The following is a 21,202-nucleotide window of genomic DNA, read 5'->3' on the forward strand; positions in this document are numbered from 1 at the left end:
ATGCAAATGAATTTTTCTATTTACCGTTACAATCCTGATGTAGATAATGCGCCACGCATGCAAGACTATCAGTTAGAGGTCCAAGAAGGCCAAGACATGATGGTTTTAGATGCTTTGATCGCATTAAAAGAACAGGACGCAACTCTATCATTTCGTCGTTCATGTCGTGAAGGAGTTTGTGGCTCTGATGGTGTGAATATGAATGGTAAAAATGGTTTGGCATGTATTACACCTTTATCAGCCCTCAAAAGCTCTAAAATTGTAGTAAGACCTTTACCAGGATTACCTGTTGTTCGCGATTTAGTTGTGGATATGACACAGTTTTACACTCAATATGAAAAAATTAAACCATTCTTAATAAATGATGATAACCAACCTCCTGCTCGTGAGTTTTTGCAAGCTCCTGAAGAGAGAGAGAAGTTAGATGGCCTTTATGAGTGTATATTGTGTGCTTGTTGTTCTACATCATGTCCATCTTTTTGGTGGAACCCAGATAAGTTTATCGGACCTGCAGGTTTGTTACATGCATACCGATTCTTAGCTGACAGCAGAGATACCGCTACTGAAGAACGTTTAAATGACCTTGATGACGCATTTAGTGTCTTTAGATGTCACGGCATTATGAACTGTGTCAGTGTATGTCCTAAAGGTTTGAATCCGACCAAAGCAATTGGTCATATCAAGTCTATGTTATTAAAAAGAGCAGTATAGGGGCTTTAGACCAATGCAACTAGCATTGGTCTTATTAACTCTATAAAACGGGTGTTAACCCATCGATAAATGTTAAGCGTGCACTTGCACAACTTAATTTGCAAGTCTGATTAAACCAAGGGAAGACAATGCAACAAAGCGTGATGAAAGCATGGTGGGATTCATCTCACATGTCTGGCGGCAACGCTACTTATGTAGAAGATATGTACGAAGCCTATCTTGAAGATGCGCAAAGCGTTTCTGAAGAATGGCGAAGTGTATTCGATAAATTACCTGAAGTTGAAGGTGTGGCTGTTGAAACTAAACACAGCCAAGTACGAGACCAATTTCGAGCATTAGCCGCGTTGGGCCCAGCGGCAAGAGCAGGGGCTGGAGCAGTTGCAACACAAGCATCTGGTAGTGGTGATGAAAAACAAGTAAAAGTATTACAGTTAATTAATGCTTATCGCTTTAGAGGTCATCAACATGCTAATCTTGATCCACTCGAACTATGGAAACAACCTAGAGTTCGTGATTTAGAATTATCCCACCACAACCTTTCCGAAAGTGACTTTGATACCAATTTCAATGTAGGCTCTTATGCTGTAGGTAAAGAAACCTTACCCCTTGGTGAATTATTTAAGTCGTTAAATCGTACATACTGTGGCTCTATCGGTACTGAATATATGCATATTACCGATACCGACCAAAAACGTTGGTTACAACATCGTATTGAGTCTGTTCAAGCCAAACCTGAAATATCTAGAGACGAAAAAGTTAGCATTCTTAAGGGGCTAGTGGCCGCTGATGGTATGGAAAAATACCTAGGCGCTAAGTTTCCTGGAGCTAAACGGTTTTCCCTAGAAGGTGGCGATGCGTTAGTTCCCATGCTTAAAGGGCTAATTAGTCATGCAGGCACCAAAGGCACTAAAGAAGTGGTTATTGGTATGGCTCATAGGGGCCGTATTAATACCCTGGTGAATGTTCTTGGTAAAAACCCTTCGGTATTGTTTGATGAGTTCGCTGGTAAACATGACGATAGTCTAGGAGCCGGTGACGTAAAATACCATGCTGGTTATTCTTCTGACTTTGCTACCCCAGGTGGCAATTTACATTTAGCGCTTTCTTTTAACCCTTCGCATCTAGAGATTGTTAATCCAGTTGTTATCGGTTCAGTGAGAGCAAGATTGGATAGGCGTGGTTGTACTGATGGTTCTGTTGTATTACCTATTACCATTCATGGTGATTCAGCTATTGCTGGCCAGGGTGTAGTACAAGAAACCTTCAACATGTCTCAAACTCGGGGCTTCCAAGTAGGCGGTACTGTACGTATTGTTATCAACAACCAAGTTGGCTTTACCACTTCTAAGACTGAAGATACTCGCTCTACACAGTACTGTACTGATATTGCGAAAATGGTCCAAGCGCCAATTTTCCACGTGAACTCTGATGATCCTGAAGCGGTTTTGTTTGTTACCAAATTGGCGCTAGATTACAGAAACCAATTCAAACGTGATGTTGTTATTGATTTGGTTTGTTACAGAAGACATGGTCATAACGAAGCTGATGAGCCAAATGCAACTCAGCCTTTGATGTACCAGAAAATTAAAAAACACCCTGTACCTCGTCAAATTTACGCAGAACAGCTTATTGCTGAAGGCAGTATACAAGCTCACGAAGTTGAAAAGCTTATTAGTGAGTACCGAGCTGCTTTAGATCATGGAGCTTGTGTTGTAGAAGAGTGGCGTCCAATGACAGAGCACTCTGTAGATTGGACCCCATATCTTGGACACGATTGGGATGTGAAGTTTGACGGCGCAATCAGTGCTGAAAAAATCATAGAGCTAGGCAATAAATTATGTACCTTCCCTGAAGATCATAAATTACAGTCTCGTGTTGCTAAGTTATATCAAGACAGAAAAGCGATGGTTGCCGGTGATAAAGCTTACGATTGGGGCATGGCTGAAAACTTAGCATATGCATCAATCGTTGATGGTGGTGCAAATATTAGAATGACAGGTCAAGATTCTGGCCGAGGTACGTTCTTCCATCGTCATGCAGTTTTGCATAATCAAACTGATGGCAGTGACTATATGCCACTACAAAACTTGCACTCCGAGCAAGGCACTATGGAAATCTATGATTCTGTATTGTCAGAAGCGGCAGTGCTTGCATTTGAATTTGGTTACGCTACGGCAGAGCCAGGTACATTAACGATTTGGGAAGCACAGTTTGGTGACTTTGCCAACGGGGCTCAAGTGGTTATCGATCAGTTCTTAAGTTCTGGTGAAGCCAAGTGGGGCCGTTTATGTGGTCTGACAATGTTACTACCTCACGGTTATGAAGGACAAGGTCCAGAGCATAGCTCAGCCAGATTAGAACGCTTCTTACAAATGTGTGCTGATCACAACTGGCAAGTATGTGTGCCATCCACACCAGCTCAAGTGTTTAATATGTTGCGCCGTCAATCTTTACGACCTATGCGTCGCCCTTTGATTGTGATGTCACCAAAATCATTGTTACGTCACCCATTAGCAACTTCATCAGTTGATGAATTAGCGGAAGGTGTTTTCCACAATGTAATTGATGAAGTAGATGACATTAGCCCAAGCAAAGTCAAACGTGTTGTGATGTGTTCAGGTAAAGTCTATTACGACTTATTAGAACAACGTCGTAAGAACGAACAAGACGATATTGCTATTATACGTATCGAACAGCTCTACCCATTTCCTCATGAGGAGATAGGGCAAATCGTAAGTAAATACAAAACAGCAAAAGATTGGGTTTGGTGTCAAGAAGAGCCACAAAACCAAGGTGCTTGGTATTGTAGTCAACATCATTTTTGGGCTGCATTGCCAAAAGGTGCGACATTGACCTATGCTGGCAGAAAAGCGTCTGCTTCTCCTGCAGTAGGATATATTTCAGTTCACAACCAACAGCAAAAAGACTTGGTTGATGATGCATTAACAATTAAATAAGGAACCAGTATGACAATCGAAATCAAAGTACCGGTATTACCTGAATCAGTGGCAGATGCATCAATCGCGACCTGGCACGTAAAGGTCGGTGATAAAGTCAGCCGAGATCAGAACTTGGTTGATATTGAAACAGATAAAGTAGTACTAGAAGTGGTAGCGCCAGCAGATGGGATTGTATCAGAAATATTCCAAATGGAAGGCGACACTGTTTTAGGCGAGCAAACAATAGCAAATTTCGAAGAAGGTTCAGCAACTGCTAGTGCTTCAGTGCCTGTTGCAAGTGCGGAATCAAGTCAACCATCCGGTAATAAAGGTGAGTCAGTGGATATTAAGGTACCTGTTCTGCCAGAATCAGTGGCAGATGCAACAGTAGCAACATGGCATGTTCAGCCAGGTGAAGCAATTTCTCGAGATCAAAATTTAGTTGATATCGAAACAGATAAAGTAGTGTTGGAAGTTGTTGCTCCGGCAGACGGCTCACTAAGTGAGATTTTATCTCCTGAAGGTGAAACCGTAACAGGTGAGCAAGTGATTGCTAAATTTGTTGCTGGTGCCGCCGCTGCAGCGCCAGTAGCTGAAGCTCCAGAAGCTACATCAGAAGACAATGATGCACTTAGCCCGTCTGTACGCCGTTTGTTAACTGAAAAGGGTATCGATGCATCAAGCATTAAAGGTACAGGTAAAGGCGGACGTATCACCAAAGAAGATGTTGAGAAGTCTTTACAAGCGCCAGCTGCTAAAGCTGCTGCTCCAGAAACATCAGCGCCAGCTGTTGCGCTAGGTAATAGAACAGACAAACGTGTGCCAATGACTCGTTTACGTAAAACAATTGCTACGCGTTTATTAGAAGCTAAAAACAGCACAGCAATGCTAACGACTTTTAACGAAGTTAACATGAAACCAATCATGGACTTACGTAAACAGTATCAAGAGCAGTTTGAAAAGCGCCACGGTATTCGTTTAGGCTTTATGTCGTTTTACGTTAAAGCGGTAACTGAAGCGCTTAAGCGCTTCCCAGAAGTTAACGCCTCTATAGATGGTGATGATATTTGTTATCACAACTATTTCGATATCTCTATTGCAGTATCTACACCTCGTGGTTTAGTAACACCAGTACTTAAAGATACCGATGCGCTAGGCATGGCTGGTATCGAAGGGGGTATTCGTGAGTTAGCACTTAAAGGTCGTGATGGTAAATTGAGTCTTGCAGACATGCAGGGCGGTAACTTTACTATTACTAACGGTGGTGTTTTCGGTTCATTAATGTCGACACCAATCTTGAATCTTCCACAAAGTGCTATTTTGGGTATGCATAAAATCCAAGATAGACCTATGGCAGTGAACGGCAAAGTAGAAATTTTGCCGATGATGTATTTAGCACTTTCTTATGATCATAGAATTATCGACGGTAAAGAGTCGGTAGGATTCTTGGTAACCATAAAAGAAATGTTAGAAGATCCAACACGCTTATTATTAGACGTGTAATTGAACGAGGCAGGTAAGAAACATTCTTACCTGCATCTCGCTGTTGCTAGTTGTAAATGGTAACAGCATAAAAAATAAAGCAGCTAACAAGCCGCTTTTTTCTTAAATAAAACGGGTAAAAAACCATGAATTTGCATGAATATCAAGGCAAGCAATTATTCAAAGAATATGGCTTGCCAGTGTCTGAAGGGATCGCTACAGATTCTCCAGAAGAAGCTGCAGCAGCGGCAGATAAAATTGGCGGAAGTGAGTGGGTGGTTAAATGCCAAGTACACGCAGGTGGCCGAGGTAAAGCTGGCGGTGTTAAATTAGTTAAGTCTAAAGAAGAGATCAAAGCCTTCGCAGAAAACTGGTTAGGTAAAAACCTAGTTACGTTTCAAACAGACGAAAACGGCCAACCAGTAAGTAAAATATTAGTTGAATCTTGTACTGATATTGCTGACGAACTTTATTTAGGTGCTGTTGTTGATCGTACTTCACGTCGTGTTGTATTCATGGCTTCTACTGAAGGCGGTGTTGAAATTGAAACCGTTGCTGAAGAAACGCCAGAAAAAATTCTAAAAGCTGAAATCGACCCAATCGTTGGTGCTCAGCCTTATCAAGCTCGTGACATGGCTTTCCAACTAGGCCTTAAAGGCGTACAAATTAAGCAATTCACTAAGATTTTCTTAGGTCTAGCTAAAATGTTTGTAGATCTTGATATTGCACTTATCGAAATCAACCCACTAGTAATTAAAGATGACGGCGATATTCACTGTCTAGATGCTAAAGTTGCTATCGATGGTAACGCTGCTTACCGTCAGCCTAAAGTTAAAGCTATGCACGATCCATCACAAGATGACGCTCGTGAAGCTGAAGCGGCTAAATGGGAGCTAAACTATGTAGCTCTAGACGGAAACGTTGGTTGTATGGTTAATGGTGCCGGTCTTGCTATGGGTACTATGGATATTGTTAACCTTCACGGTGGCAAGCCTGCTAACTTCCTTGATGTTGGGGGCGGTGCAACTAAAGAACGTGTTGCTGAAGCATTCAAAATCATTCTTTCTGACAGCAATGTTAGTGCAGTACTAGTTAACATCTTTGGTGGAATTGTACGTTGTGACATGATCGCTGAAGGTATTATCGGTGCAGTTAAAGAAGTAGGTGTTAAGGTGCCTGTTGTTGTTCGTCTTGAAGGGACAAACGCTGAACTAGGTCGTGAAGTATTAGCTAAGTCTGACCTAGACATCATAGCTGCAAGCAGTCTAACTGATGCAGCACAACAAGTTGTTAAAGCCGCGGAGGGCAAATAATGTCTGTATTAATTAATAAAGACACCAAAGTTATCTGTCAGGGTTTTACTGGTGGTCAAGGTACTTTCCATTCTGAGCAAGCTATTGCTTATGGTACAAAAATGGTTGGTGGTGTAACTCCTGGTAAAGGCGGAACAACTCACCTAGATTTGCCTGTATTCAATACAGTACGTGAAGCGGTTGAGACAACTGGTGCTACTGCATCTGTAATCTATGTACCTGCTGCATTTTGTAAAGATTCAATCGTTGAAGCAGCAGACGCTGGCATCGAATTGATCATCTGTATCACAGAAGGCATCCCAACTATCGACATGTTATTCGTTAAAGAATACTTGAACGTTAAAGGCGTTCGCATGATCGGTCCTAACTGCCCAGGTGTTATTACTCCTGGCGAATGTAAAATCGGTATCATGCCTGGCCACATCCATAAGCCTGGTAAAGTTGGTATCGTTTCACGTTCTGGTACGTTGACGTACGAAGCCGTTAAGCAAACTACAGACGAAGGTTTCGGCCAATCTACTTGTGTAGGTATTGGTGGTGACCCTATCCCTGGTTCTAACTTCATCGACATCTTGAAATTGTTCCAAGAAGATCCGGCTACAGAAGCAATCGTTATGATTGGTGAAATTGGTGGTTCTGCAGAAGAAGAAGCTGCTGAATACATCAAAGCTAACGTAACTAAGCCTGTTGTATCTTACATTGCTGGTGTAACTGCACCAGAAGGTAAGCGTATGGGCCATGCTGGCGCAATTATCGCAGGCGGTAAAGGTACTGCTGATGAGAAATTCAAAGCATTAGAAGCGGCAGGTGTTAAAACTGTACGTTCTCTTGCTGATATCGGTAAAGGTTTACGCGAAATTACTGGTTGGTAATTTGCGTTAATTTTTAACGATTTTTCCAAATACAAAAACCCGCTGATAGCGGGTTTTTTATGGTTCGCAAAAAGTGATGAGGCCGTGGTTCCGGTGGTCTTTTGAGCAGGAATCGGTTTGGCATATATGTGCTGCGCTCACAAAGATTATTCACTTCGTGAACCAAGCATGCGCTATGCGCACTCAAAATAATCGCTACGCTCACCAAAATCCATTGCGGGTTTGATACGGCATCTCTGCCGCACCAGATACTTCTTTTCAACAGCAAAAAGAAGTATCCAAGAAATACCGCGATTTAACAAAACTCTTCATCCAATTTTAATTTCAATTTAGCAGGTCGTTTTTCATGCGTTCCCGACGCACAAAAACTCAATTGGCTATCCATGCCAATTGCCCTACTAAACTCTCAATAAAATTGGCGAGTTTTCAGTCGCTCTAAGAACAAAAAACATGTGCTTCGCACACTAAAAGGAAAAAACTTCTTTAAGTAATCATTCCGGTAGGCTTTTGAGCTGGGAAGAGTAAACATAGCTGTCCTGCTAGTATGTAACTTTACGAGAAATTAACACCTAAAATTGACATTTAAATTCAATAATATATAGTTAATTAAAATTTAAGGTGATAATTTCACATTAACCTCGGTGTAAATCAGTGCTAGTTTATTTTATGGCTGAAAATTTTCGTTCGATAGGTTCAACTATTGAACTAAATTTAAAAGCAGCTCCTAGGATGAGAAGAAAAAAATCTCATGTCCGAACTCCAACTAAGATTAAAGACTTAAAAGTACTCAAAACTGGGGTTATTTATGGTCCAAATGCGTCCGGTAAATCTAACATATTAAAAGCTTTAGAGTTTTTTAAAGAATTAATCGTAGACTATAGAAAACCAAATACTTTTATTGAGTTTGATCAATTTAAAATGGATGAGAAACCAAATAAAAATACAAAATTTTACATTGAGTTTGTATGCGCTGAAGTTTTGTTTGGATTTGGTGTCGAGCTTAACAATGAGCGAATTGTAGAAGAGTCCTTAATTGCTATCACAAAGAATGAAGAACATAATATTTATAATCGAAAGTTCGAAAATGGAAAATATATATTTGATTTAAACACTGATGTTATAGATAAAAATTTGACTAAGGAGCAATCGAAAGAGCAATTCGATGCCTTAAAATATATAGGTGCCTATACAGCAAAGAATAAGCTTTTCATTTCAGAGTGTAATGAAAGGAATATTTCTGAACAACATAGTGATTTTATTGGGAACATTGTTAATATTTTTTTCAGATATCATTTAGTACTGATTTTTCCTGAAACGAAATATGCTGGATTGGTTACTGATATAAAAAATAGAGCGAAGGGGGAGTGTGAATATATAGATTTATTATCCGACTTAGATACTGGATTAGATGATATTGCTTTAACGGAAGTTCAAGAGTCGGCAATTGATAAAGAATTATTAGATAAAATAAAAGAAGACTTAAGTCAATCCAACAATGATATTTCATTTGAATTTGCAAAAAATCAATACCAAATAGAATATACAAAAGAAGGTGAATTTAAAGTTTATAAACTTGAGGCGGTTCATAAGCTAGCAAACAATAAACAAGTTAAATTTAGTTTATATGATGAATCAGATGGAACTAAAAGACTCTTAGATTTGATGCCTGCAATATGTAGAAAAAGAAGCCAAGAACATGATGTAACTTACGTTATTGATGAGTTCGATAGAAGTCTACATCCTAATCTAGCTAAGTTATTCTTAGAAATGTTTTTGGATAGTGAAGATGATGTTAATTCAGATCAATTGATAGTAACGACACATGAAGCTGAATTGCTAGACAAAGATTTATTAAGAAGAGATGAAATTTGGTTTGTTCAGAAGGAAAGAAATAAATCAACCTCTTTATATTCATTGAATGATTATAGTACTAGGTTTGACAAAGATATTCACAAAGCCTATTTAGAGGGTAAGTTTGGAGCAATTCCCAATATAGTTAAGAAATTTAAAAGGATTTAACTTTGACGTTTAAAAAGTCAGGAAGTCGGTATGCGAATAAAATAGACCCCGTGACTATCTACATCGCCTATGAAGGGGCTGTAGACGAGAAAAAATACTTTGAAGCACTAAAGTTAAGTATTCCTAAACGGTTTGATAAATTGGTGTCTTTAATCCCCGTAGAAAAATCGACTACAAATAGTGCTCCGACCAAAGTGCTAGAAGATCTTGACAATTTCCTTGACTCTAATCAGATCAAATTGAATAAAAATAATAAAGGGTTTATCGTCATTGATAAAGACCGATGGGATGAAGGAACTCATAAAAAAGGCCTTAAAGACACAATAACTAAATGCAAGCAGAAAGGTGTGACATTGCTTTGCAGTACTCCTAGCTTTGATCTTTGGCTGCTATGTCATTTTGTAGATATCTCTGTTGAGCCTAATGAATTTAAAGACAAAGCTAAGTCAAATTTGAGAAAAACTAAAAGCTCGAAAACATTCTTAAAGTCTGAATTATCTAAACTTAGTAAAATAGACATGAAGGCGTTAATAAGTAAAACTTCTATTGCTATTAATAATGCAGAAAAATTAAATCATCCTATCTCTTCCAACGGTAATTTAATTCCGGATCAACTTTTTACAAATGTATTCTTTATTCACAAGGAATTAGCAAAAAACAAAATTCCAATTCTCTGATCTTCCCCCTAACCTGCGGTCAGGAATAAAAGGAACTGCGGGGTCAGGTTCTGAGGTATTCCCACGAATAATCTAACTAAATCAATAAGATATTAAATTAGTAGGGAACATTCACGGCATTTGGTGACCAGATCTATCGCCAAACAAAAATGAACAGGTCATGCCATGAATGTAAACCGTATTGTCGCTTATAGAGACACCCATTGTAACCAGTTTTAAAAAATAATTTAAAATCAATTAGTTATGGAGGTTGTCTCAAAAAAATCTGACTTGGCCTCAACAGCAGTTGTCAGCGCCACCGATGTATCATTGCCCCTGTGAGTCGGAGGAGTTAAAAGTAGTAAACATATATGGAAACCCAAGACAAATTTGGTTGTTTTTGATGGCTTAGATTGTAATGAGAAGTCTAAATAAAAAGCCCACATTTCAAAAATGTGAGCTTTTTAAATAAGCTACATGCCGCCTTTATATTAAAGAAGGCCTTAGCACTTTATTTACGCGAGTGAGTCTTGTAATGGTGGCACAACTTGCTTTTTACGGCTCATAATACCATCAACCCATACTTTTCCATCAACCAGTGATTTACCATAAGCTTTGTCTGTTAAATCTGCGTTATCGCTTACTACTAGGATTTCAGAGCCTTCTTTCATTATGTCTGTTAGTAATAACATAACGCTATGGCGCTCACCTTCGGTTTTCAATGTGGCTAAGTCAGCTAAAAATGCTTCTTTCATTGAGTCGAAAACACTTAAGTCGATGACTTCTAATTGACCAATTCCGACCTTTTTACCATGCATATTAAAGTCTTTGAAATCTCGTAATACTAAATCACGTATGGGTGTACCTTCTACTGCTGATTTAACTTTAAACATTTCCATGCCTAAGGCTTTATAATCTTCAATGCCTGCTATTTCAGCAAGCGCTTCAACACATTTAATATCCGCGGTTGTACAAGTTGGTGACTTAAAAATAACAGTGTCAGATAAAATCGCACACATCATAGCGCCAGCGATGTTTTTAGGGATTTCAACATTGTGAAAATCATACATCATTTTAATAATAGTGTTGGTGCAACCCACTGGACGAACCCATATTTCTAGAGGGGTAGAAGTGGTTATATCACCTAATTTATGGTGGTCGATAATACCTAATACGGTTGAATCATCAATATCATCAGGGCCCTGAATACGGTCAGAATGGTCAACAACATAGATACCATCTGTGTCTGCAAATGTTAATTTTAATTCTGGTTGTTCTAAGTCAAACTTTTCTAAAATGAATAAGGTCTCTGGAGATAACTCACCTAACCGTGCTGGTTTTACATCTTCGCCTGTGACTGTTTTTAGATAGGAAAGCGCAATTGCTGAACAAATTGAATCTGAATCTGGAACTTTGTGTCCCACGGCATAAGCTGACATAAAAAACTCTCTATTTGTAATAAGTTAGTAAGTTTAACGAGTAACGTTTAATGTTAATTATTCTACCAAAGATTAATGCTAGTCGCATAGCAAGCATGATTATAAATTATTGAAATACTAGTAATCATCTTGTTTAGTGTGCTTAAAAGTTCGAGCTAATAAGGCATTAAGAGTTTTGAGATGGGTTGCTAGAAAATATGTTGTCGATTTTTGTTATTTTTTAAATAACGAAATATTCTTTCAATATATTTTATAAATAGAGGCAAGTTATCTCTAATTAAAAGTGGGTGTATAGTAAAGTATGCGACTTCTTGATGTGATAATATCACATGAGGTATGTCAGGCTTTTAGAGTAATAAAAATTATTTTATAAATGTAATCTAACCCAACAATAATCAATGATCATTCGCGGGAAAAATTACAGTCTCAGATGCGCTTAGTTCCAACTTAAAGACTTAAAAAGATTTCAGCCTTAAAGGAGTAATATATACATTATGTTTACTAAAGAATCAGTCCACACAGCACTGCAAATCTGGTGCGACAATGTTGTAAAAGTGGGTAAAGTTCATGCCGAAGGAGGTGATGTACAAGCATTTTCTCTTCAGGTGTTATCTGAAAGTTATGATTATGACAATGGTAAGGTGTTATTTAAACCTACGCTAACTTTTGGGCAGCAGACTTTTCGACCGACTAAAGAAGGCGCTTTATCTTATTTCGTGGGAGGAAACAGCGAATTTCCGAGCGATAATGGCTTTAAATTAAAACCTTGGGTAAAGGTTTGGTACAGCAAAGAAGATTTTATTCTCCATGGTGACTTAGCCATTGTGCAATGTAATGTACATTTTATTGGGGAAGACGATAGTCATATTTTTGTGAACAAAAGCTTCGTATTTAAAGAGTGTGATGATGGTAAGGTACGCATTATTTTGCATCAATCTTCACTACCATATCAGCCATAATTCTACTTGCTGGTTATTACATTTTGTTAAATTGGATTTATCCAATCACTAAACACACTTAAATGGTAACCTCTTTATATTCAAAGAAAAGGGGCTATTTAGTAGTAAATAGCCCCTTTTAATTTATCTATTCGCATGCTGATTTAAGCGCTTTTGAAAGTTCCACGTATAGGATAGTCTTTAGACTGAATAAACTTTATGCCATCTAGTAATTTTTTAAGGTCTGGTCTAGAAAACGGTGCATTACTCTTATCCACTATATGTAATTGGTTATCTGGGTTAATGACTAATACACAGGGCTCTGCAAAAGGGTGATCTGTTTCTTCAGGACTTCTAGGCTCTGATATGTACAAACCTAATAGATTCATTTGTGAAATAGATAGCTCACCCAAAACTTCAAAACTTAGGTCGTTAACTTTTTCTTTTAAGAACGAATTTAGTTGTGATACCGAGTCAGCAGAAACCGCTACAACGTCTATATTAGCGTTTTTGAAGTCATCATGTATTTCATTTAATTCGTTAAGATATGTCGCACATATTGGGCAGTGTACGCCCCTATAAATTACAACCATTTGCCAATCGTTAGCAGCGGGATGCACACGCGTCAGAGGTGTATCAATATTATCTTTAGATTTAGCAAAAAGTTCAGGGAAATTGCTTCCAGGGGTAATAGTTGTTTGCATTGTACTTCCTTATTAGACTAAAAGTACTTTAGAATTGCATTACCCATGCCGCATTAAAAACTCTTTAAAAACAATTAGTTATGACTTTTGGGAACGTGGAAGTAAGTAATAAATACATTGTTTTTGAAGATTATTCACAATTTTTGATGACACTATTTAGGCTAAAACTTTACATTTTTAATCACTTTTCCCTCAATTGCTCGGTACATTTCCTGGTGGTCTTGCCAATATCCACTAATTACGAGCCTAACTATAATTGGACCCTCTTCGATATTCATAAAGTAAAATCCATGATAACCAGTAAACGGACTGGTGAAGGAACCATTTTGTGAAGTACCTTCACCTCTGGCGTAAGCCATTTCGAATTTGTCTGGATAATGTTTAGCGTCTGCACTTGAGGGGTGCCCATGAAAATCATAGTAAACGCCTTCTCCTCTAGAGTTAAGAACTTCCCAGCTATAAACGAAACTTGTATCTGATGGCATGATGAATTTGTACTCCACTTCTCCTAAGTCTTCAATTTCAATATCAATAACTTGGGATTGAAACGGGACTTCTTCTAAATGAATTAATCCTTGCACTGATTCATTAATACGCTCTGCTTTTGGGTCGTAATTACCAATGTTGAACGATAAATCATGCTTGAATGAAGTTGTACTTGATGATTTTGATAACACTAATAGTCCTAGTTTTTTACCTAGCCCTGTAGCATCAATACCGTACTCAGCGGGTAATATAGCCACAATTAAGATCGTAGCACTACAAAATGGAGCTAGACATAGTTTTGTTAAAAGCGTCAAAGAGACAACTCCTTTTATTGTAAAAAGTATCCAACGGATTGAAAGCCAAACAGTATTAGCCCAGCAGAGAACAATAAAGTATTGGTTGTAGAAGCAATGGCAACAAAATGGTGTTGATTACGTAACCAAGTAAATAGCCAAAATAAAAAGGTGAGGGCGATCACTTGGCCCACTTCCACCCCTAAGTTAAATGCCAGCATGTTGGCAATAAGTCCATCACTGGATATTGAGATATCTTGGAGTTTACTAGAGAGACCAAAACCATGAACCAGCCCAAAAGTAAAAACCATAAACTTAGGGTTTAACAACTGAATTGTACCTAAATTCTCTAAGGCTTTATAACAAACCGAAAGCCCAATAATGGCGTCAATTAGATAGGGATTGATATGAATGCCTGATAGAACACCGGTCAGTAAAGTCAGTGAATGCCCAATGGCAAAAAGGCTCACAAACAGAACCACTTCTTTGAGTCTGCCTAAAAAGAAGATGACGCCAGCTAAATAGAGTAAATGGTCATATCCAGTAACCATATGCTTAGCACCTAAATACAAATAGGGCACTAGGTGTATGCCAGATGCTCCTGCTAAAAATCCTTGATCTTGCTGTGTTACCCCATGTGCAAAAGTATCAGAGGCGATAATAAAACACAGCAAAAAGTAAATGCTGAATTTAGTCAGTCTATTCCACATAGGGGATAAAACGTCCAAGAATAATGACTAAAGCCCAACATATCAAAGATAGCCACGCTACCACGTGTGCACCTTTAGTAAGTTGATTAGACTCTATACCTAAATCTAGTTGGGGTTTAATACGCCTGATGAAAAAAAAGGTATTTAGACCAGCCAGCAAAATTACACCCATTTTTGTCCAAAAGGCAATGTTGACTAGGTAACGATCAGAGTCACCTACTACAAACAACAATCCAGAGATAAGATTGATAGCAAAGCCGACAATTGCCCACTTTACAAAAGCTTCTACATGGCGCATTGGGACGGCTTTGGCGAAGCCAATAATACGTAAATCTACGATGAGTAGTGATCCAAACAATAAACTTAGCCCTAAAAAGTGCGCCATTTCTAATGCCGGGAATACAGCAGCATTATTCATTACCCAATGACTTAGAGAGGTTGCATTAAGAGTTTCTATAATCCAAGACAGTAAATTATTCATCCTATTTTCCTCTTAAGACCAATAACCAATTAGACGACCAGCAATGATAGCTGCTACCCACGTTGCCGAGGTAATGGCCGCTAATTTTATATGTGCTTGGCTAATGATCTCTGAGCGTCTGATACACATTTTTACCAGCCACCAAGTCAGAAGCAGCCCAACAATTACTAACATAATTTTAATTCGGAACGCCCAATTAAAGTAAAGCTCTACAGCGTTTCCACTAAATAGTGCGGCACCAGACAGTATATTCACAACAAAGCCAGCTTGGGCAATATGCCAGTAAGACGCCATAGCCGTCACGGGTATTGCTGAGGCAAAGCCTAATACTCTGAAAGTTAACATTAAGGCCACACCAACCAAAATTGCCATTCCTAAAGCATGTAATGAAAGTACAATTGGGTAGCCCCATTCAGTACTAGAAATAGTCTTACCCACTATAGAGTCTTCAAGCCAAAGCAATACTGGCATTGAATTTTGGCTGTTTGTTTTTTCAGTTACGTAATTTGCAGGCTTGTTGACCATTTTACTACCTTCAGGTTGACGTTCAGTGGTCAAATCATCGCAGGCATAAGGTTCATAGGCGTCAGTGGTGAAGGTCACCTTATCGGCACCAGTAATTGGTGCTTGAAGGTTAATTGGGTCAGTTATTGTATATTTTCTTGATAACTCTGTACCCTCTTTATTTAAAGTGAAGTATTCGATAATAGTGAGCTCTGGGCTATTTTTGGCAGGTGAGGGAGGACCTCCTCTGCCTTTAGGCGGCCTTACTAGGCGTTTGTCTTCGGTATCGCTGCCTTCTTGTGCAAGCTTAGCCCTGTCTTTAGGTGGGCCGCGGCGTTCTCCCCCCATTGGAGCCATAATCCAGCCAACGTCAAACCCCGTTGTAGTTACAACCAAAGTATTGTCTTGCCATTCACCTGTTGAAAATCCGCTCCGGCTAGGAACATAGTCCTGCGGCATCTGGGTTCCATCTAAATAAATGGTGCGCTGTAAGCTCATAAAGCCATAGGTTAAATCAATATGGGAATCACTTTGTTCTATAGTGTTGACCATTTGATCAAACCACCAATCCATAATTATGTTCGTTGCTTTGCATTGATATCTTGGGTTTTCTGCATCCGTTGCCCCCTCAACGGCTGCTTTTCCTGCGTCAGTTAATAATACCGGTGAACTGCCGCCAGCTCCAGGAGGAGCACCTCGTTCACGGACCATAGCCCAATTTCCATCAATATTTGGCGTGCCATCTTCACGCTTAATTAGACGAGGTTTAATTGTTTCTTCTTGTGATGGGGTATCTAAGTTTGTTGCTAAGGTGCCATCGTTATTGAATACACTGTTACGTGTGGCAGTTATTCCGTTTTCGAAGGTGATTTTATTCATATAACAGGTAGTCGGATCTGTTCTATCTGGTGAACCTAAGATACTAATTTTACTACCTGTTTTGAAAAGTTCGGTGGTCCAGCCTCTTCGCTTAAGTAAAGAGCCAGATTGCAACTCACATCGCATATTAGTAACCTCGCCCTCAGATTCAATTACATCAAAATAAACATAAGAATGGGGGTTCACTAACCTAATCCGAGTAATCTTTCCACTCACGGTATAGGTTTGATTCGTATCAAATTGGCCGCTACTGCCGTGGTGTCCAAGTGCACAGAAAGGTGAAATTAAAAGTAGGGTCATAACGATAAAAAATCGTATATTCCTCATGTTTTTGATCCTTAATGAAATTCAGAAATTACAGGGCGGGAGTATGGTGTGTACCATAAGTGTTTGATTTTATGGTTAATAGTTTTAATCCACAAGAGAAACCTTACTCCAAAACGTTAATCTGCATGTATAGTCTGTTAATCGTTCTAGTAAGTTCACTACCCTTGATATTCTTTATACTCTCTTTACGTTAAAGGAGTTAAGGTCCTTACATAAACTTCACTCAAGAGGCTGCTAATATTTTTTGATCATGTTAGCAAAACTCCCATAGTTGAGGCGATCGCTCCATAAACGAATAAAACAGCCATGCTTCGTTTTAAAATATAACCTTCAACATTTTTTAAAGCTAAAATTGACGTTACAGCCACAATATTATGAATACAAATCATGTTCCCCATCGCAGAGCCAACAGCTTGTAGCGCCATGATAGTTGACACATTTAAGCCTAAATCTGTAGCAATGGAATATTGAATACCAGCAAAAGTTAAATTTGAAATGGTGGCAGACCCTGAGAAAAACGAACCTAGCGCTCCTAAGAATGGAGAGAATATGAGCCACTTGTCACCACTTATATTCGCTAGGTTTTGGCCGATTAAACTCACAGCAGATTGGGTACCTCCCAACATCATTAAATTAACGAAGACTAAAGCCCCCATTAAAGCAATCACTGGTTTTTTTAAACTGGCTCCTGTGTGTTGGAATACTGCCAAAATTTTGCCTTGTTTAAACCACCACAAGCTAAGGATCCCTATTACTATAAACGGTAATATAGACGGGACATATAATAAGTTGTGTTGCCACAAAACTTCGGTTTCTAGTATGTTTTCAAGTTTAAAAACTAGGGCGGCACTGAGGCTAAAGTCACCTAAAAATCCAAGACTTAATTGCCAAGCTGGGCTGGTGAGTTGCAGTAGGCTTTTAATTCCCAGTTCAGGTATTCGGGTGATTACCAATAAAAGTACTGTCCCCCATAAAGGAAAGCTAGCCTTAAATACAGCGCTTAACGATGGGGCTGTAGAGTTGTCAGTCAGTAATTTTTTTGTGTCTAAACCAATACTAAATTTTGCTAGTAATAGGGTAATTATTAAGCCAATTAGTCCACCAATTAATGACGGAAATTCTACGGTTATAAAACTGAGTAGCAAATATGGCAAAGTACAAGAAAAAGTAGATAACACAATAAAAACAATATTTCGTTTTAGCTGTTGTTTTTCGCTGACAACAAAAGCTAACGCACCTAACACAACAATAGGAGCTGCAACCGTATTGATGAGCGCGGCTTTCCAAGCCACTTGATTAAGAATTAATGGAGACAAGTCTGTCATAGATAGACCAAACCAAATGGGGGTGCCCACTGCGCCGAAAGTGACTGGAATGGAATTAAGAATTAGGCAAGCTACCACCACGCGAACTGCAGGAAACCCCAACCCAACAAGTATTGGAGCCGCTATGGCGGCAGGTGTACCAAAGCCACTTGCTCCTTCAATCAAAAAGGCAAATGCCCAGCCCACTATCATTAGTTGAGCTATTTGATTATTACTTAATTGATTTAACCAAAGTCGAACAATGTATAAAGCACCACTAACTTCCATGCAGCGAAACAAAAAAATTGCGCCAGCTATTATAGTAACTGGAGTTAAAGCCATTAATAAACCACTCAACACTGAGGCATGTATTAAGTTACTGTCTAGTTTAAATACCCCAAAGACCACAATATAAGCAACAGAAGCACATAGAGGTAGGGCTGCACTGGCAGCCACGCTGTGTTTTTTTGTCATCAAATAAATTAACAACATTATGGGGAAGTACGCACTAAACAGTGTCAGCATATTTTAGTTAACCCTAAATTATTATTAAATCTGAAGACTAAAACGCTACGCAATATAGGCTTATAGTTAAATGCTTCACTAATTTTAAATGGCGCTTAAGCTAAATATTATTGCATGGGGTAGACTTTTAACATTGACACAGGGCATCTATTTGCTCGTTTATTTAAAAATAAGCTTGCTTCATAACAATACTTTGCTCAGCTCCTTGTTTGATATCGCTGCTACAAACCATTAATTAAAATAGGAAATCCTTTAGTAGTCATTTACATTAGGCGTTCATTTTTAAAACAGAGCTTTACTTGGGATATGCAGCTAATTAAACGCTTTGAATATTGTAATGCTAAGACTTGCAGCCAAGAACTGCTTGCTTTAGGTCAGCATAATATGAAAATGTGGAATGTGTTCACTTGGCTAGCTGAACATGGTGAATTACAACACGGCACCCAAGCAGAGCTGATCAAGTTGTATCTTGATAATGAACTTGTAGCTTATAGTTTGTTTGAAAATTACCAGAGCCGTAAGGATAAGGTGACCTTATACGATGGACAAGTGTATCAAGATTTGGGGGTGGTACATTTTGTCACACTGCCGGAGCATCGTAACAAGGGCTACGCAAGTTCACTTGCAGACATTATGTACAAAGATGTGATTAAGCCACTACTAAATAAGCCTAGTAGTCATAATGTTTACGTAACCGCTTCTGGCAAAGCAGTACCTTTAATGCAGCAAACAGGTATTGCTACTAAGAATCTGATTACTCAATTTTATTCTGAGCTTAGCTTTAAAAGGAAAGTAGTGGATCTTATTAACAATAGTTACTTTTGATATTGACTAAAAAGCACAGCTATTGGAATGTTCAGGTATTCAGATTACTTCCCAAAAGTCTGTGCTTTTTAGACGTCATTTTTAAATTGTAAATTTAACGTCTTCGTCTCGCAGTAAATAAAGTGCAAAACAAGCCGCCCACATTGGCCATGCTGTGAAGAACAACAGGTTGTTGAAGCCGTCAATATATTGGTTATAAGAAGACAAAGTTGATAAACCGTGCGAAATGAAAATTACCCCGTAGGTAATACGTTTCTGAATACCAGCAACAAAAGCTAAGACTAATAATAGTTGTAATGCGCCTAAAACATAAGCCACAGTATCCGTTGAACCGCTAACGCCATAAAAGTGTTCGAATATGCGAGCACTGTGTCCTGGATTTACAAACTTATCGAGTGTCCACATCAACATTACTATAAAAACCCCGAGACGCAGCGCTAAAAGAGACCATTGCAGGCGGTTTTGAAAGTCAGTAATTGAGGTGTTTGTCATAAGATGTCCTTTAAAAGGTTAAAATAGTTATTGAGTAAACCAAGACCGAGCAACTTTTTATTTATTTCATATTTTATTAAAAATAATAGCGAGAAGGTTTTTGTTGGGACAAGCCGTGGTCACTTAAAGTGAGGCTTTAATACTTGTTATCGTCTTAGTTATAAATAAATGTTAATGCCGCAACTACTGCAAAAATTACAGAATTGAGGCACAATTCAGGTATATCTTTTTTATGTTTAAGTTATCGGAACACTATGAGTAAAATTGCAATTTTTGGCGCTAATGGTCGTATGGGTAGAGTATTAATTGATGCAGTCAACCAAAGCCAGAATGATGAACTTAGCGCTGCAGGAGTAAGAGATTCGTCTTCTTTTGTTGGAGTTGATGTGGGTGAATTGGCTGGTATCGGCAAAGTGGGTCTTGAGGTCACATCTGACCTATCAAATTATCTTGCAAGTACAGACATTTTTATTGACTTTACTTTACCAGAGGCGCTTGCAGATAACTTGGAGTTTTGTGTAGCCCATAAAAAGCCTATTGTGATAGGCACTACAGGTTTGTCTGAAGAGCAAAAATTATTATTACAAGAAGCGGCCAAATCTATTCCAATTGTTTTTGCTGCTAACTTCAGTGTAGGTGTTAACTTGATGCTTAAACTGGTTTGCCAAGCCGCATCTGTTATGGCAGAAACAGCTGATATTGAAATTTTAGAAGCCCACCACAGATTCAAAAAAGACGCTCCTTCAGGAACAGCTGTTGCTATTGGCGAAGCTATTGCTGATGAAATTGGTCGCGACCTATCGAGCTGCGCCGTTTATGGTCGGGAAGGTGACACAGGTGAGCGAGATCACAATACTATTGGTTTTGCCACGGTGAGGGCAGGGGATGTAGTAGGCGAACATACCGCTTTATTTGCAGATATTGGTGAACGCTTAGAGATTACCCATAAAGCTTCCAGTCGTTTAACGTTTGCTAAAGGTGCGGTAAAAGCAGCGGCTTGGTTAGTCAATAAACCTGCTGGCCTTTACGATATGCAAGATGTCTTGGGATTTAACTAAGGTTATTTAATTGTATTGCGTGAATTTTCTTAATTGTGATTTTTACCCCTTATGTATAAAAATTATGATTAAAGCCTTGTTTATACACTTTTTAACAAATGGGCGTGGATCTAAAACGATTCGGCATGTATAATGTTGCGAATTTGCCAAAATTTAGTGAAGTCGTTTGATTTTCACCCTTTTAAAGATAGCAAATTGACAAAATGTTCATATGAATCATATGTTTGCATGAATTTATTGGGGTG

At 38.7% G+C, this 21,202-nt stretch carries 18 protein-coding genes; 10 read left to right on the plus strand and 8 right to left on the minus strand.

Translation table 11 applies throughout. The annotated features are described in order from the left end of the window. The 7 genes from ABJE44_RS07850 (at position 1) to ABJE44_RS07880 (ending at position 10,013) form a co-directional block, all read left to right on the plus strand. On the plus strand, positions 1-711 hold the full coding sequence (locus ABJE44_RS07850) for a succinate dehydrogenase iron-sulfur subunit (RefSeq protein WP_289031785.1): 711 nt from the start codon (positions 1-3) through the stop codon (positions 709-711). Positions 712-839: 128 nt separating this feature from the next. After that, a complete protein-coding gene (locus tag ABJE44_RS07855) occupies positions 840-3,668 on the plus strand; it encodes a 2-oxoglutarate dehydrogenase E1 component (RefSeq protein WP_348112492.1) in 2,829 nt (942 codons plus the stop codon). 9 nt (positions 3,669-3,677) lie between these two features. Further along, positions 3,678-5,153, plus strand: coding sequence for a 2-oxoglutarate dehydrogenase complex dihydrolipoyllysine-residue succinyltransferase (gene odhB, locus ABJE44_RS07860; protein ID WP_348112493.1), 1,476 nt, complete (start codon positions 3,678-3,680; stop codon positions 5,151-5,153). 125 nt (positions 5,154-5,278) lie between these two features. Then, positions 5,279-6,445: an ADP-forming succinate--CoA ligase subunit beta gene (gene sucC / locus ABJE44_RS07865; protein WP_348112494.1), complete on the plus strand. Its 1,167-nt coding sequence runs from the start codon at positions 5,279-5,281 to the stop codon at positions 6,443-6,445. Continuing rightward, complete coding sequence (gene sucD, locus ABJE44_RS07870; protein ID WP_289031779.1) at positions 6,445-7,317, plus strand: succinate--CoA ligase subunit alpha; 873 nt, start codon at positions 6,445-6,447, stop codon at positions 7,315-7,317. The genes sucC and sucD overlap by 1 nt, the downstream gene beginning before the upstream one ends. Positions 7,318-7,983: 666 nt before the next feature. Further along, the gene (locus ABJE44_RS07875) at positions 7,984-9,336 is read left to right on the plus strand and encodes an AAA family ATPase (RefSeq protein WP_348112495.1); all 1,353 of its coding nucleotides are present in this window, start codon (positions 7,984-7,986) and stop codon (positions 9,334-9,336) included. Between the two features lie 2 nt (positions 9,337-9,338). Beyond that, positions 9,339-10,013, plus strand: a complete 675-nt coding sequence (locus ABJE44_RS07880; RefSeq protein WP_348112496.1) for an RloB family protein — start codon at positions 9,339-9,341, stop codon at positions 10,011-10,013. Positions 10,014-10,507: 494 nt separating this feature from the next. Here the strand turns inward: ABJE44_RS07880 and ABJE44_RS07885 are convergent, their stop codons facing one another. After that, positions 10,508-11,431, minus strand: a complete 924-nt coding sequence (locus ABJE44_RS07885; protein ID WP_133468875.1) for a manganese-dependent inorganic pyrophosphatase — start codon at positions 11,429-11,431, stop codon at positions 10,508-10,510. A 494-nt stretch (positions 11,432-11,925) separates the two neighbouring features. On the opposite strand from ABJE44_RS07885, the gene ABJE44_RS07890 reads away from it, so the two are divergent. Continuing rightward, positions 11,926-12,390, plus strand: coding sequence for a hypothetical protein (locus tag ABJE44_RS07890; RefSeq protein WP_348112497.1), 465 nt, complete (start codon positions 11,926-11,928; stop codon positions 12,388-12,390). 143 nt (positions 12,391-12,533) lie between these two features. Here ABJE44_RS07890 and ABJE44_RS07895 read toward each other — a convergent pair whose 3' ends face one another. From ABJE44_RS07895 to ABJE44_RS07920, 6 genes are all read right to left on the minus strand, one after another. Beyond that, a complete protein-coding gene (locus ABJE44_RS07895; RefSeq protein WP_348112498.1) occupies positions 12,534-13,073 on the minus strand; it encodes a redoxin domain-containing protein in 540 nt (179 codons plus the stop codon). A 161-nt stretch (positions 13,074-13,234) separates the two neighbouring features. Beyond that, positions 13,235-13,873 carry a hypothetical protein gene (locus ABJE44_RS07900; protein WP_348112499.1) on the minus strand — a complete coding sequence of 213 codons (639 nt, stop codon included), beginning with the start codon at positions 13,871-13,873 and terminating at the stop codon, positions 13,235-13,237. A gap of 14 nt (positions 13,874-13,887) precedes the next feature. Further along, entirely contained in the window at positions 13,888-14,562 is a 675-nt protein-coding gene (locus tag ABJE44_RS07905) for a HupE/UreJ family protein (protein WP_348112500.1), read from the minus strand. Further along, positions 14,552-15,043 carry a DUF6644 family protein gene (locus ABJE44_RS07910; RefSeq protein ID WP_348112501.1) on the minus strand — a complete coding sequence of 164 codons (492 nt, stop codon included), beginning with the start codon at positions 15,041-15,043 and terminating at the stop codon, positions 14,552-14,554. The genes ABJE44_RS07905 and ABJE44_RS07910 overlap by 11 nt, the downstream gene beginning before the upstream one ends. Before the next feature lie 12 nt (positions 15,044-15,055). Then, a complete protein-coding gene (locus ABJE44_RS07915) occupies positions 15,056-16,753 on the minus strand; it encodes a DUF6152 family protein (RefSeq protein WP_348112502.1) in 1,698 nt (565 codons plus the stop codon). Positions 16,754-17,001: 248 nt separating this feature from the next. After that, positions 17,002-18,582, minus strand: coding sequence for an L-lactate permease (locus tag ABJE44_RS07920; protein ID WP_348112503.1), 1,581 nt, complete (start codon positions 18,580-18,582; stop codon positions 17,002-17,004). A 306-nt stretch (positions 18,583-18,888) separates the two neighbouring features. Between ABJE44_RS07920 and ABJE44_RS07925 the strand changes: the two genes are divergently transcribed. Then, positions 18,889-19,407 carry a GNAT family N-acetyltransferase gene (locus tag ABJE44_RS07925; RefSeq protein WP_348112504.1) on the plus strand — a complete coding sequence of 173 codons (519 nt, stop codon included), beginning with the start codon at positions 18,889-18,891 and terminating at the stop codon, positions 19,405-19,407. An 81-nt stretch (positions 19,408-19,488) separates the two neighbouring features. Here ABJE44_RS07925 and ABJE44_RS07930 read toward each other — a convergent pair whose 3' ends face one another. After that, complete coding sequence (locus ABJE44_RS07930) at positions 19,489-19,899, minus strand: hypothetical protein (RefSeq protein ID WP_348112505.1); 411 nt, start codon at positions 19,897-19,899, stop codon at positions 19,489-19,491. 254 nt (positions 19,900-20,153) lie between these two features. Between ABJE44_RS07930 and dapB the strand changes: the two genes are divergently transcribed. Next, the gene (dapB, locus tag ABJE44_RS07935) at positions 20,154-20,957 is read left to right on the plus strand and encodes a 4-hydroxy-tetrahydrodipicolinate reductase (protein ID WP_348112508.1); all 804 of its coding nucleotides are present in this window, start codon (positions 20,154-20,156) and stop codon (positions 20,955-20,957) included. The last annotated feature ends 245 nt before the right edge of the window (positions 20,958-21,202 follow it).

It is taken from the genome of Paraglaciecola sp. (assembly GCF_039942875.1).
In the GTDB taxonomy this organism is placed as follows: Bacteria; Pseudomonadota; Gammaproteobacteria; order Enterobacterales; family Alteromonadaceae; genus Paraglaciecola.

Coding starts and splice junctions, on each gene's coding strand:
- ABJE44_RS07850 (WP_289031785.1), top strand. CDS start 1: ATGCAAATGAATTTTTCTATTTACCGTTACAATCCTGATGTAGATAAT.
- ABJE44_RS07855 (WP_348112492.1), top strand. CDS start 840: ATGCAACAAAGCGTGATGAAAGCATGGTGGGATTCATCTCACATGTCT.
- odhB (WP_348112493.1), top strand. CDS start 3,678: ATGACAATCGAAATCAAAGTACCGGTATTACCTGAATCAGTGGCAGAT.
- sucC (WP_348112494.1), top strand. CDS start 5,279: ATGAATTTGCATGAATATCAAGGCAAGCAATTATTCAAAGAATATGGC.
- sucD (WP_289031779.1), top strand. CDS start 6,445: ATGTCTGTATTAATTAATAAAGACACCAAAGTTATCTGTCAGGGTTTT.
- ABJE44_RS07875 (WP_348112495.1), top strand. CDS start 7,984: ATGGCTGAAAATTTTCGTTCGATAGGTTCAACTATTGAACTAAATTTA.
- ABJE44_RS07885 (WP_133468875.1), bottom strand. CDS start 11,431: ATGTCAGCTTATGCCGTGGGACACAAAGTTCCAGATTCAGATTCAATT.
- ABJE44_RS07890 (WP_348112497.1), top strand. CDS start 11,926: ATGTTTACTAAAGAATCAGTCCACACAGCACTGCAAATCTGGTGCGAC.
- ABJE44_RS07895 (WP_348112498.1), bottom strand. CDS start 13,073: ATGCAAACAACTATTACCCCTGGAAGCAATTTCCCTGAACTTTTTGCT.
- ABJE44_RS07905 (WP_348112500.1), bottom strand. CDS start 14,562: ATGTGGAATAGACTGACTAAATTCAGCATTTACTTTTTGCTGTGTTTT.
- ABJE44_RS07910 (WP_348112501.1), bottom strand. CDS start 15,043: ATGAATAATTTACTGTCTTGGATTATAGAAACTCTTAATGCAACCTCT.
- ABJE44_RS07915 (WP_348112502.1), bottom strand. CDS start 16,753: ATGAGGAATATACGATTTTTTATCGTTATGACCCTACTTTTAATTTCA.
- ABJE44_RS07920 (WP_348112503.1), bottom strand. CDS start 18,582: ATGCTGACACTGTTTAGTGCGTACTTCCCCATAATGTTGTTAATTTAT.
- ABJE44_RS07925 (WP_348112504.1), top strand. CDS start 18,889: ATGCAGCTAATTAAACGCTTTGAATATTGTAATGCTAAGACTTGCAGC.
- ABJE44_RS07930 (WP_348112505.1), bottom strand. CDS start 19,899: ATGACAAACACCTCAATTACTGACTTTCAAAACCGCCTGCAATGGTCT.
- dapB (WP_348112508.1), top strand. CDS start 20,154: ATGAGTAAAATTGCAATTTTTGGCGCTAATGGTCGTATGGGTAGAGTA.